Origin of the sequence: Antarctobacter jejuensis (assembly GCF_052266595.1) — a bacterium.
Taxonomy (GTDB): Bacteria; Pseudomonadota; Alphaproteobacteria; order Rhodobacterales; family Rhodobacteraceae; genus Antarctobacter; species Antarctobacter jejuensis.
In genome coordinates this window covers 78,998-91,318 of record NZ_JBQQXJ010000004.1, presented here as the reverse complement: position 1 = coordinate 91,318, position 12,321 = coordinate 78,998, and the positions used below count along the sequence as shown (strand labels likewise).

Genomic DNA, 12,321 nt, shown 5'->3' with positions numbered 1-12,321 from the left:
GACGGTAAACAGTCTCTTGATCAGAACGGCATTCCTTTGTGGTGCACTTGGGGCCCGTCGTCCCCTCGGTCAGCCTTCGGCGTCTGTCTCATAAGCCTCGATGATGGCCGCAACCAGCGGGTGGCGCACCACATCCTTGGCAGAGAAATAGTTGAACGAGATGCCCGGCACATGGCCCAGCAGCCGTTCCGCATCCGCCAGCCCCGAGGGCACCCCGCGCGGCAGGTCGATCTGGGTGCGGTCGCCGGTGATGACCATGCGGCTGCCCTCGCCCAGACGGGTCAGGAACATCTTCATCTGCATGGTGGTGGCGTTCTGCGCCTCATCCAGCACGACGAATGCATTGGACAGCGTCCGACCGCGCATAAAGGCCAGCGGCGCGATTTCGACCGTCTTTTCCTCCCGCATCTTGGCAAGTTGCTTGCCCGGCAGGAAATCATTCAGCGCGTCCATCAGCGGCTGCATGTAGGGGTCGACCTTTTCCTCTTGTGTGCCGGGAAGAAAGCCCAGCCGCTCACCCGCCTCGACAGCCGGACGGCAGAGGATGATCTTGTCCACCTCTCCGGTGATCAGCATGTTCACGCCAACGGCGACGGCCAGATAAGTCTTGCCGGTGCCCGCCGGACCGATGCCAAAGGCCATTTCGTTTTCGAACAGCGAACGCACATAGGCCTTTTGCGCATCGGTGCGCGGCTCGACCAGTTTTTTGCGCGTCTTGATCTCGACCGGCCCCTGACCGAACATCTCAAGCTGTTCGTCCGGTTCCTCTACTGTCTCCATGCGAAAGGCGCGGTCGATGTCGTTGCGCCCAACCTCACGCCCCTGTTCCAACCGCTCGTAGAGGCCGCGAAGGACCTCGACTGCGGCAGGAACCACGTCCTCCGGGCCATGTACGGCAAGCTGATTGCCGCGGCGCAGGATCTGCACCCCGGTGCGCGCCTCTATGTCCGTGAGGTTGCGGTCAAACTCTCCGCAGAGGTCGATCAGCAATCGATTGTCGGGAAATTCTAGGATGGCTTCGGTCAAGGTGCCCGCTGCTGTCAAACCCGTCTCCTGTGCAGGGCCCTGCGATTCCAATCGCAGGTTTCTTCTAGATATGGTGCACGCGGGGAGGGTGCGGCGCAAGTCTCGGGCGCACTCCGCGCCAGATTGTCATGCAACTGCCACAAAAAGAGCCGCGCGAAACGTGCCGCGCGGCTCTTTTATTCCTGACGTGCCTGTACAGGAAGTAATCAGAGAGGATCGCCGATCACCGATGTCGAGCCACCTTTGAAATCGCCAGTGGCGATGGTCGGCGGTGCGATGCCCGAGCAGACCGGCTTGCCATACTTGTCGATGCGGGCCGAAAGATAGCCTTCGACACCGTCGTCGATGATCCAGTGGTCACAGCCGTTCGGATCGACCCAGATGCCGGCCTTCATGCCGGAAAGGTCGTCGCGGTCGATGGACTGGCGGTCGCGGCTCTTGTCCGGGCCGACCGGGTCACACCCGGCGACACCAACGGCCAGGGCAACCAGAAGAAGCGGTTTCACAAGTTTCATTGTCTTGATCCCTTCTGGATTACCGGAAACACAGGATTTCGACACGGCGGTTCTTGGCCATGCCCTGCGCGGTGTTGTTCTTGGCGACCGGCATACGCTCGCCATAGCCGCGCACGTCGGTGATATTGGCACCCACGGACCGGGCAACCTTGGCCACCGCCATCGCGCGGTTGTAGCTGAGCTTGATGTTGTACTCATCCGAGGCGCGGCTGTCGGTATGACCGGCAATCACGTAGCCGATTGCGGATGCTTCCTGAAAGAACTCCGCGATGCGGGCCTTGCCCTTCTTGGAGATCCTGTAGGAATCGGTGGCAAAGTACTGGTCGGTGTTCATCACGCCGCAGGTGTTGGCACGGCGGCAGACCGGGATGCCCTTGCGGTCGACGTGCGGGCTCATGTAGCCCTCGACGCCGTCGTCCATCACCCAGTGTTCGCAGCCATCGGGATCCACCCAGATGCCCGGAATATATTGCTCACCCTTGATGGTCCGGGTGTTCTGAGTCGAAATGAACGGTGTCTTGCCAGCATCGTCGGCAACTGCCGGCGCAGCGGCCGACAGACCAGCGACAGCCGCAAGCGCCATCGCGCAGATGGCCTTGGAAATGCGATACGCCACAGCCTGGTCCCTTAAGGTTCGAGTTTCCCCCAATGCGTGCGCCCGTTTTGGCAGCGCGAGCACGCATGTTTACTATAATCAACACTTTAGCAAAGTTGCTTCGCCTGTGAAGGGAAAAGCAACGACCACTGTCCCAAAAGAGGAAACAGTTCCCGAAAACGCTTTAGTTTGCTGTGGATAATCTGAACCCTTTTTTTGAAACAAAGAGTTCCGGGAGAGGATTACGATGGGTTGAGAACCCCTTTGAGCGAATTGGGACCAGAGGATTCGATTCGCACACGCATCAGGTCGCCAGGCGCGATATTCGGCCCCTCGACGTGCACAGCGTGCAGGTACTCGGATTTCCCCACCATCTGCCCCGGCAGGCGCCCCTGCTTTTCGAACAGCACATGCACGTCACGCCCCACCATGGCATCCTGCAACGATCGTTGCTGTTTGGTCAGCAGGGCCTGCAGACGTTGCAGGCGGTCGTCCTTTTCGGCCTCGGGCACCTGCGGGCGTTCCGCTGCGGGTGTTCCCGGCCGTTCCGAATACTTGAACGAAAAGGCAGAGCCGTATTCCACTGCTTCGATCAGCGCCATCGTGGCCTGAAAATCCTCTTCGTTCTCTTCCGGGAAACCGACGATGAAATCGCCTGACAGGTGCAGGTCCGGCCGCGCGGCGCGCAGCCGCTCGATCAGGCGCAGGTATTGCTCTGCCGTGTGGTGACGGTTCATCCGCTTGAGGATCTTGTCGCTGCCCGCCTGCACCGGCAGATGCAGGTAGGGCATCAGCTTGTCACACTCGCCATGTGCGGCGATCAGCGCGTCATCCATGTCGTTGGGATGCGAGGTGGTAAAGCGGATCCGTTCCAGCCCGTCGATTTCGGACAGGGCATAGATCAGACCGGCCAGCCCGCGCTCATGCCCGTGGTAGGCGTTGACGTTCTGTCCCAGCAGGGTGATCTCACGCACGCCGCGCTCCACAAGATCGCGCGCTTCGGTCAGGATACGCGCCGCCGGGCGCGACACCTCGGCTCCGCGCGTATAGGGCACCACGCAGAAGGCACAGAACTTGTCACAGCCTTCCTGTACGGTCAGGAACGCGGTCGGTCCGCGCTTGGCCTTGGGCCGCGCCTTGAGGTGGTCGAACTTGTCCTCCTCGGGGAACTCCGTGTCCAGCGCCTTGGCGCCGTTGTGCGTCCGCGACAGCAGGTCCGGCAGCCGGTGATAGCTTTGCGGGCCAACGACAAGATCCACCATCGGCTGGCGGCGGATGATCTCCTCGCCCTCGGCCTGTGCAACACAGCCCGCGACGCCGATCTTGAGATCCGGCTTGGCCGCTTTCAGCCCCTTGTAGCGTCCCAGTTCCGAGTACACCTTCTCTGCCGCCTTCTCGCGGATGTGGCAGGTGTTCAGCAGGATCATGTCCGCGTCTTCGGGGCGCTCTGTCTGTTCATAGCCCTCGCCGCCCATGGCCTCGGCCATGCGCTCGCTGTCGTAGACGTTCATCTGGCAGCCGTAGGTCTTGATAAAAAGCTTCTTCGGGGCCATGGCGCGCTCCTGTCTCGGATTTAAGGGCTGCCGATACCGCAGAATCCCCCCGCCTTGCAATGCACGAGATTTTCACGGACTCTGAGGCAAAAGCCCCGTCAGAGGCCGAGCATGTTCTACGATGACCTTGATGACTTTCTCAAACGCGGTGCCGGGGCCCTTGCCTGCGGCCCCGTCGCGCTGATCTTTGCCGAGGATTCTGTCGAACTGGACACCACGCTGCGGCACCACCGGCATTGCGGATTCGCCGCCGTGGTCCTGTTCGGAGAGGCCAACCTGCCCCTGCCCGCCGATCTGGAGGACAAGGTCCACCATGTCGCCCATGACATGCAGGCAGAGGCCGCGCTGACGACAGCCGTGAACGCGGTCATTCCAAAGGCGGCGGGCCAATGGCTCTATTACTGTTACAACGCCGAGTTCCTGTTCTTTCCGTTCAGCGAGTCCCGGACCGTGAGCGAAATGCTGGCCTACCACACCGAGGAACGGCGCGACGCGATGCTGACCTATGTGGTCGACCTCTACGCCGGGGACCTTGACCGCTGCCCGGAGGCCGTGTCGCTTGACGATGCCTGGATCGACCGTTCGGGCTATTACGCACTGGCCCGGCTGGACCCGGCCAACCACAACCACCCCAAGGAACGCCAACTGGATTTCTTTGGCGGCCTGCGTTGGCGCTATGAGGAACACGTCCCCGAAGACCGGCGCAAGATCGACCGCATCGCCATCTTCCGCGCAGCCCCCGGGCTGCAACTGCGTGACGATCACACCTTTTCGGATGAGGAATACAACACCTACGCCTGCCCGTGGCACAACAACCTGACGGCGGCCATTGCCTCTTTCCGAACCGCCAAGGCGCTGAAACGCAATCCGGGGTCGACCTTCGACATCCACACCTTTCGCTGGCACAACTCGACACCGTTCGAGTGGCATTCGCGGCAGTTGCTGGACTTGGGGTTGATGGAACCGGGACAGTGGTTCTGAGGATCAGCCCTTGCGGCGCAAGCGGATCACCACGTCGACAGAGGCGATCTCGGCCCCTTCGGGCACATCCGGCAGGCGGGTGATCTGCAATTGCTCTGCTGGCGCATCGGTCAGCGCGCCATCGTTTTCCCAATAGAAATGCGGGTGATCATGGGTGTTGGTGTCAAAATAGCTCTTGGAGCCATCCACCGTGACCTCTTGCATCAGGCCCGCTTCGCAAAAGGCCTTCAACGTGTTGTAGACGGTCGCAAGCGACACCTTCTCGCCGTTGTCCTTGGCGGCGGCAAAGAGGCTTTCGGCGGTGACGTGACGATTGTGGCCATCCCCGACAAGCAACGCAGCCAAGGCGACGCGCTGCCGCGTCGGCCGCAGATCACTGCGTCCCAGCCATGTCTTGCCGCGCTCGATTGCCTCGGACATCGTCTCTCGCTGTCTCCTCGCACCCTGACAGTGTATATAAAGCCGCTTCCGGCATGAATTCAATGCATTTTGCACCTTTGCAGCCGCCGAGCACCCGCGCAACACCCCGGTGCGGCAGGCTTGCAAGGCGCGGACACGGGGTGCTAGACCGGGTCAGCTTTGAATATGACACGACAAGAGGGATGTGCCTGAATGGCCGACTATCCGACCAGCTTCGGCAATGAAGACCTGCTGAAATGCGCCCGCGGCGAACTGTTCGGGCCGGGCAATGCCCAGTTGCCGGAACCGCCGATGCTGATGATGGACCGGATCACCGAGATCTCCAGCGATGGCGGGTTGCACGGCAAAGGGCATGTGCTGGCCGAATTCGATATCACACCGGACCTGTGGTTCTTTGAATGCCACTTCCCCGGCAACCCGATCATGCCGGGCTGCCTTGGCCTTGACGGTCTGTGGCAGCTAACCGGTTTCAACCTCGGCTGGCGTGGCTGGCTCGGGCGCGGCTATGCGCTTGGCGTCGGAGAGGTCAAGCTGAAGGGCATGGTGCGCCCCGACCGCAAGATGCTGACCTACAAGGTGGATTTCACCAAGGCGGTTCAGACCCGGCGCCTGACCATGGGTGTCGCCGACGGGATCGTCGAGGCCGATGGCGAGGTCATCTACGAGGTCAAGGACATGAAGGTGGCGCTCAGCGAAAGCTGACGCCTCCGTCACCCTGCCAATTTCCTGCGTTAAACACTTGGCAGGGCGGCAGTTCCGCCCAATACTGACAGATGAACGCGCAAGATCTACGGGACGGCCTGTCATGGGCCGATTTCGGTGCTGCGCCATGGACAAGGTGTCTGCAGTATGCGCAGCGACAGCATCCCGACGCTGGACCGGATCAGCCTGACGGCTTTTCTAGACGCGCTACCGCATGAGGTGGTGGTTCTCGACTCTGGCGGTGTGGTCCTTGCGGTCAACGACGCCTGGCGGTCGTTCTGCCAAGAGAACGGCGGCGACACTTCGGCCTATGTGGGGCTGAATTATCTCGACGTCTGTCAGACCGCCTCCGGCCCCTCCAGTGCCGAGGCCGCGATGGTTCCGGATGGGCTGCAGCGCACGCTGGGCACGGGGGAACCGTTCAGCTGCGAATACCCCTGCGACAGCCCAAGCGAAAAGCGCTGGTTCGAAATGACCGCCACCCGCATCGTTCAGGATGGCGAGGCGTTCCTTGCGGTCCAGCACCGCAACATCACCACCCGGCGCGCCGAACAGGTGGCGCTGCAGCGGGCGGAGCATGACAACAACATGCTGGCCGCGCTGGTGGCCGGGACCACCGATGCGGTGCTCAGCTATGACTTGGGCGGCAGGATCATCACCTGGAACCCTGCTGCCGAGGAACTGTATGGCTACACCGCCGAAGAGGCCATCGGGCAGTCGCTCGAACTTCTCTATCCGCCGGACTGGCCGCATCCTGTCACCTATTACCGCGACCTGATCATCGCCGGAAAGCTGCGCCGGTTCGAGGCGACGCGGATCGCCAAGGATGGCACCCCGCGCGAGGTCTGGATCAGCGGGGCGCCGGTCCGCGATGCGGAGGGCGCGGTGGTCGCCGTGTCGAACATCCACCGTGACGTGTCGGAGCTGCGCAAGGCGGAGAAAGAGCGCGAGATGCTGGCGCGCGAGGTGGTGCACCGGGCCAAGAACATGCTGACCATCGTCTCATCCGTGCAGCGGCAGACGGCGCGGCAGGAGACGACGATCGAGGGCTTTCACCGCAGCTTTGGCGCGCGGATCACGGCGCTGGCGAAATCGACGGATCTGCTGGTGGGCGGCAGTTGGTCTTCGGTCGGGCTGCGCAGCCTGATCGCCGGCCATCTGGAGACCTTCGCCGGGCCTGGAGACGCGCGGATCGAGGTCACGGGGCCGGAGGTGATGCTGGAGCCGCAGGCGGTGCAGACCATCGGCGTGGCGCTGCATGAGTTGGCGACCAACGCGATGAAATACGGGGCCCTCGCCCATGACGACGGGCGGATTTCGATCCGGTGGGAGGTGGATGGCCCTGCCCTGCGGCTGGAGTGGATCGAGACCGGGCTGGCGCAGCCGCCGGGCGAAGGGGCGGGCTTTGGCAGCAGCGTTCTGACCCGGCTGGCGCCCACGATGCTGGGCACCGAGAGCTGTTACGAAATGGATGCCTCGGGCGTGCGCTGGGGGATCGAAATCGATGGCGAGCACTTTTCCCTGAGCGACTGACGGGCGGATTTTCCGGACCCGTCATGCTGTGGCTGTCCACGCGTGGACAGGTTAGGGGGAATGCCAGATCAAGGGGTTACAGGGACGGTTTTACCCTTTGGTAACGAACGGGCCTGTTTTTGGACCTCGTTTTCAGCCCCCCTGACCCGCCTTGATGACCCCTGCCGCAGCGCCGGGGACGGCGCGCGAAACCCGCGCGCCGGTCGGGGTCACTTGGCCTTGATCAGCCGCTGCACCCGCGCCTTGTCACTGGTCGAGTGGTCCTCGTCACACTGGTAATAGGGGCCGTCCACATGCTTGCACAGAATGCTGAGCAGGGTGCACCCACCGCTGGTGTCACATTTGCAGGTAAAGGGATGGTCGAAGCTGCTGGGGTTGCAGTTGATCTCTGTATAGGGACCGGTCGGCGCCTTGAAGCCGAGCCCGGCGGGATCGCCCTCCTTGGCCTTGAGGCTCTGCGCCGCGGCAGGCGCGGCGATCAGCACGGTCGAGAGGCAAAGGGCGGTGAGGGTTTTCAGAATGCGGATCGTCATTGTTGAAAGTCTCCTTGGATGAAAATGGCTTGTCTGGTGGCGGAGACCGCGGGCACCGCCTTGGGAAAAATGTCCCTGCGCCCGTCCGGGGGAGATCAGCCTCCGCCACAGGTGTAAGATACACGTTCACCCTAAGGTTGTCTTGTTGGTAATTTTTGACCGGCAAAGATGCGCCGAGGCGGGGTTGGTTGGGGCAAACCCGTCCCCGGCTAGCCGATCAAAGCACAAGCCGCGCCATCGTGGTCCTGTCATTGCTTAATCAGGTTTCTGGCATGATGGCACCGCGCCCTCGGGCTTGTTCCGCCCTTGGATGTTTCAGTCTCGTTGTGATTGCTGCTTTGGCAACATGGAACGCCACCCTGCTCTTGTAGCGCATTCTTGACTCGAGGTTCTATGCACCCGAGGATGAAACTTATTCTCCGTCGCATCGACGTTTTAGGACCCGCCATGAAAACGTTTCTTTCAGTTGCCCTACTTTTTATTTCCCAAGCTCTGGTGTCGGCGTCGGATGCCGCCAGCATCACGCTTGGCGGTGACCCCGTCATGGAGTGCGATGCGACGTTGAAAGGTGAGATTGTATCCGGCGACGCAAAAGTGTTGGAAAATTTTATTAAAAATCAAAATTGGACTACAGACCGAAATGGCTTGCCGCACATAGACAAGACGAAGAAGCTCTGCTTGGACAGCCCCGGTGGAAATTATTTGGAAGGGGTCAAAATAGGAGAAGTCATTTCATATAAAGGCATTAGTACAGCCGTTGGTTCAGAACGAGTTTGTGAAAGCGCATGTGGATTGGCGTTCATGTATGGTACAGCCTTGGGTATTGAAGGTCTTCACGCACCAGCGCGGCGGCTCCATCCAAAGGGCAAGCTGGGCTTTCACGCGCCAAGCATACTCATTAACAGCGGCACTTATAATGAATCGGCAGTCAATGAGGCATACAAAGTTGCAATTTCAAGCATCAAGGCGTTTTCCGATTCGAGAAAGAATTTGGAAATAGATTTTCCAGAGGACTTGTTTCTTGAGATGCTGGGGACGCCGCCGGATCAAATGCGTTATGTAACCACTGTCCAAGACGCTGCACTTTGGGGCATTGAGGTCTTCCCTGTCGGTGATCCAGTGGGCACCCGCGATAAGATTGCGTCCTATGCTTGCATCAACGCATATGACAACGTCCAAGGGTTTAGGACAAATGAACGACAAAGCCTCCCGTCTGGCGGTGCTGGATTTATCCGGAACGTCTCGCATGAAGAGGGCTTCATTCACGTTGAGACAGAACCTTGGTTCTTCGCTGAGGGCACCTACACTTGCACACTCTCCGCTAAAAAAGAACGCTTGAACCTAGCCACCAAAAAAGTAAATTGGGAGGCTGATGTAGCGAACTTCGGCGGCGTCAATTACTCAAAAATATATCGCAGTTTCTTTTTTGACCCGAGTTTGCCGATTGTTTCGCTGCCAACGCAAGGCGATATAAGTGACCATAAAATTTTTCAGTTCTTGGCGGGTGAAATTAGCTTGCCTCAGAAAGCAACCGTTCGAGCAGATCCGCAAAAATCTTTGTCCGGAGTTAAGCAACTCAACGCTGGTACAAGCTTTACGTTTCCGGAGTCACACCGATTGCGTGCAAATGAAAAAGACGAGGCACTTCTGAACCTTAGTCGGAATGAACGACGAGAAGTCCAACGCCGCCTCACCCTTCTCGGCTTCGACACCAAAGGCGTCGATGGCTCCTTCGGTCCAAACTCGCGCTCAGCTATCCAAGCTTGGCAACAACAACGCAGCTTTCCCGTTTCTGGCTATCTCAACCGAGCGCAGAAAGTCCTGCTATTTTCTGACAGTCAGAGCTTATACGATAAGTGGCTGGCAGATGAGGCAAAAAAGCCGAAGAAGTCAAAGAAACGACGCGTGAAGGTTTGCCAACGCGGCCCGTTGGGGTTGCTGATCAACTGCAGAATAGAGTGGAGATAGTCGGACGGTTGGTTGTGCTGGACTGCATCTGCCCCGGCTAACGCCCCTCCCCGCTTGCGCCTCCCCCCCTCCTTGACCTACTAACATGTTGACACATCAGGAGGAGGCTCCATGCGCCGCGTCGTCGTCACAGGGCTTGGGATCGTTTCGAGTATCGGGAATTCTGCGGAGGAGGTTCTGGCCTCGCTCAAGGCAGGCAAGTCCGGCATCACCGCCAATGAGCAGATGAAGGAGCATGGGTTCCGCAGCCAGATCGCGGGGGCCATCGACCTCGATGTGGCCGAGCATGTGGACAAGCGGACGCTGCGCTTCATGGGGCCGGGGGCGGCCTATGCCTATATCGCCATGGGGCAGGCCATCGCGGATGCGGGGCTGGAAGAGGCCGATATCGTCAACCCGCGCACCGGGCTGGTGGCGGGCTCTGGCGGGCCGTCGACCTCTGCCATGCTGACGGCGCACCAGACGGTGCTGAAAACGGGCGCAACCAAGCGGGTTGGCCCCTTTGCGGTGCCCAAGTGCATGTGCTCGACCGTGAGCGCGAACCTGTCGACCGCCTACAAGATCAAGGGGATCAACTATTCGATCACCTCGGCCTGCTCGACCTCGCTGCATTGCATCGGCAACGCGGCAGAGCAGATCATGATGGGCAAGCAGGACGTGATGTTTGCGGGCGGCGGCGAGGAGCTGGACTGGACCCTGTCGTGCCTGTTCGACGCGATGGGCGCGATGTCTTCGAAATACAACGACACGCCGGAACTGGCGAGCCGCGCCTTCGACAAGGACCGCGACGGGTTCGTGATCTCTGCGGGCGGCGGCATCCTCGTGCTGGAAGAACTGGAGCACGCCCGCGCGCGTGGCGCCAAGATCTACGCCGAAGTGACCGGCTATGGCGCGACCTCGGACGGGGCGGACATGGTGGCGCCATCGGGCGAAGGCGGTGAGCGGGCGATGCGGATCGCGCTGTCGATGCTGCCAGAGGGGCGGAAAGTGTCCTATATCAACGCGCATGGCACCTCGACCCCCGTGGGCGACGTGGGTGAGATCGAGGCGGTGCGGCGCGTGTTCGGCGAGGGGACAACCCCGCCGGTCAGCTCGACCAAGTCGATGACGGGCCACAGCCAGGGCGCGACCGGCGCGCAGGAGGCGATTTACTGCCTGCTGGCGCTGAAACACGATTTCATCATCCCCTCGATCAACGTGCAGACGCTGGACCCGGCGTTGAAGCCTGCGGAGATCGCGACCTCGCTGGTGGAAAACGCGGGGCTGGATTCTGTGATGACCAACTCCTTTGGCTTTGGCGGCACCAACGGGTCTATGGTGTTGTCAAAGTTTCACGACTGATAGCGCGGGTGGATTTGCATGATCATTGATCTGAAGGGCAAGCGCGGGCTTGTCATGGGTGTCGCGAACGAGCGTTCGATCGCCTGGGGCATTGCCAAGGCCTGTCACGCGGCGGGCGCGGAGCTGGCGTTCACCTACCAGGGAGAGGCGTTCGGCAAGCGGCTGGAGCCTTTGGCGGCCAGCGTCGGGTCGGATTTCATGGTCGACGTGGACGTGACGGATGATGCGTCGCTGGATGCGGCGTTCGAGGAACTGGCGCAGCGTTGGGACAGCGTGGATTTTCTGGTCCATGCCATCGCGTATTCGGACAAGAATGAGTTGACGGGGCGGTTTTTGAACACCTCTCGCGCCAACTTCAAGAACTCGATGGATATCTCTGTCTACTCGTTCATCGAGGTGGCGCGGCGTGTGCATCCCATGATGACCGATGGCGGGACTCTGCTGACGCTGACCTATCTGGGCAGCCAGCGGGTGGTGCCGAATTATAACGTGATGGGCGTGGCCAAGGCGGCGCTGGAAGCGACGACGCGCTATCTGGCCAATGATCTGGGGCCGGACGGGATCCGCGTGAACGCGCTGAGCCCCGGCCCGATGAAAACGCTGGCGGGTGCGGCCATCGGGGGCGCGCGGCGCACCTACAAGCACACCGGCCAGAACGCGCCGCTGCGCTCGAACGCGACGCTGGAGGCGGTGGGCGGCACGGCGGTCTGGCTGATCTCTGATGCGGGGGCCTGCACCACCGGTGAGGTCATCATGATCGACGGCGGCTATCACGTGGTGGGCATGCCGCAGCTGGAAAACCTGTGATGCGGGGCGCGTTGGTCCTGCTGACCGCCGCCGCAGCTCTTGCGGGCTGCATGAATGCCGCAGCGCCCGTTTCGGGCGCTGGCGGTGGCGGCACCGGGCCGGAGGCGCGCAAGCTGTCAGCGGGCATGACCAAATTGCAGGCAGACGCGGTCTTTGGCCTCGATGCGGGCTATGAACGCAATCCGGCGAACTGGGATGAGGCCTGCGCCAGCTATGCCTATGGCCCGGCAGAGGCGCCGCTTTACGTCCACGCCACCTTTGCGGGGGACACCCTGCTGCGCGCCACGGACGGGCATGGGGCGATCTGCACCTATGGCGCGGCCATCTGACCCTTACGGGTCCGCACA

The 12,321-nt window shown here is 61.0% G+C and carries 13 protein-coding genes; 7 read left to right on the top strand and 6 right to left on the bottom strand.

The window, feature by feature from the left end; genetic code table 11:
* Positions 1-69 precede the first annotated feature (69 nt).
* The 4 genes from ACTXGA_RS07335 to miaB form a co-directional block, all read right to left on the bottom strand.
* Entirely contained in the window at positions 70-1,044 is a 975-nt protein-coding gene (locus ACTXGA_RS07335; RefSeq protein ID WP_443392495.1) for a PhoH family protein, read from the bottom strand.
* Positions 1,045-1,232: 188 nt separating this feature from the next.
* Complete coding sequence (locus ACTXGA_RS07330) at positions 1,233-1,541, bottom strand: hypothetical protein (RefSeq protein ID WP_443392494.1); 309 nt, start codon at positions 1,539-1,541, stop codon at positions 1,233-1,235.
* Between the two features lie 19 nt (positions 1,542-1,560).
* Entirely contained in the window at positions 1,561-2,157 is a 597-nt protein-coding gene (locus ACTXGA_RS07325; protein WP_443392493.1) for an OmpA family protein, read from the bottom strand.
* Positions 2,158-2,378: 221 nt separating this feature from the next.
* Positions 2,379-3,689 carry a tRNA (N6-isopentenyl adenosine(37)-C2)-methylthiotransferase MiaB gene (gene miaB / locus ACTXGA_RS07320; RefSeq protein WP_443392492.1) on the bottom strand — a complete coding sequence of 437 codons (1,311 nt, stop codon included), beginning with the start codon at positions 3,687-3,689 and terminating at the stop codon, positions 2,379-2,381.
* A gap of 111 nt (positions 3,690-3,800) precedes the next feature.
* Between miaB and ACTXGA_RS07315 the strand changes: the two genes are divergently transcribed.
* Positions 3,801-4,670, top strand: coding sequence for a glycosyltransferase family 2 protein (locus ACTXGA_RS07315; RefSeq protein WP_443392491.1), 870 nt, complete (start codon positions 3,801-3,803; stop codon positions 4,668-4,670).
* A 3-nt stretch (positions 4,671-4,673) separates the two neighbouring features.
* Here ACTXGA_RS07315 and irr read toward each other — a convergent pair whose 3' ends face one another.
* Positions 4,674-5,090, bottom strand: a complete 417-nt coding sequence (gene irr / locus ACTXGA_RS07310; protein ID WP_443392490.1) for a Fur family transcriptional regulator Irr — start codon at positions 5,088-5,090, stop codon at positions 4,674-4,676.
* A 192-nt stretch (positions 5,091-5,282) separates the two neighbouring features.
* Here irr and fabA point away from each other — a divergent pair, with 192 nt between their 5' ends.
* Both fabA and ACTXGA_RS07300 read left to right on the top strand, forming a co-directional pair.
* A complete protein-coding gene (gene fabA, locus ACTXGA_RS07305; RefSeq protein WP_443392489.1) occupies positions 5,283-5,792 on the top strand; it encodes a bifunctional 3-hydroxydecanoyl-ACP dehydratase/trans-2-decenoyl-ACP isomerase in 510 nt (169 codons plus the stop codon).
* Positions 5,793-5,939: 147 nt separating this feature from the next.
* Positions 5,940-7,325: a sensor histidine kinase gene (locus ACTXGA_RS07300; protein WP_443392488.1), complete on the top strand. Its 1,386-nt coding sequence runs from the start codon at positions 5,940-5,942 to the stop codon at positions 7,323-7,325.
* Positions 7,326-7,534: 209 nt separating this feature from the next.
* Here ACTXGA_RS07300 and ACTXGA_RS07295 read toward each other — a convergent pair whose 3' ends face one another.
* The gene (locus tag ACTXGA_RS07295; protein WP_443392487.1) at positions 7,535-7,858 is read right to left on the bottom strand and encodes a hypothetical protein; all 324 of its coding nucleotides are present in this window, start codon (positions 7,856-7,858) and stop codon (positions 7,535-7,537) included.
* Positions 7,859-8,305: 447 nt separating this feature from the next.
* Between ACTXGA_RS07295 and ACTXGA_RS07290 the strand changes: the two genes are divergently transcribed.
* The 4 genes from ACTXGA_RS07290 (at position 8,306) to ACTXGA_RS07275 (ending at position 12,303) form a co-directional block, all read left to right on the top strand.
* Positions 8,306-9,826: a peptidoglycan-binding protein gene (locus tag ACTXGA_RS07290; protein ID WP_443392486.1), complete on the top strand. Its 1,521-nt coding sequence runs from the start codon at positions 8,306-8,308 to the stop codon at positions 9,824-9,826.
* A 111-nt stretch (positions 9,827-9,937) separates the two neighbouring features.
* A complete protein-coding gene (fabB, locus tag ACTXGA_RS07285; RefSeq protein WP_443392485.1) occupies positions 9,938-11,167 on the top strand; it encodes a beta-ketoacyl-ACP synthase I in 1,230 nt (409 codons plus the stop codon).
* Between the two features lie 18 nt (positions 11,168-11,185).
* Positions 11,186-11,974 (top strand): enoyl-ACP reductase FabI, encoded by a 789-nt coding sequence (locus ACTXGA_RS07280; protein ID WP_443392484.1) that lies wholly within the window; start codon positions 11,186-11,188, stop codon positions 11,972-11,974.
* A complete protein-coding gene (locus ACTXGA_RS07275; protein WP_443392483.1) occupies positions 11,974-12,303 on the top strand; it encodes a hypothetical protein in 330 nt (109 codons plus the stop codon). The genes ACTXGA_RS07280 and ACTXGA_RS07275 overlap by 1 nt, the downstream gene beginning before the upstream one ends.
* The last annotated feature ends 18 nt before the right edge of the window (positions 12,304-12,321 follow it).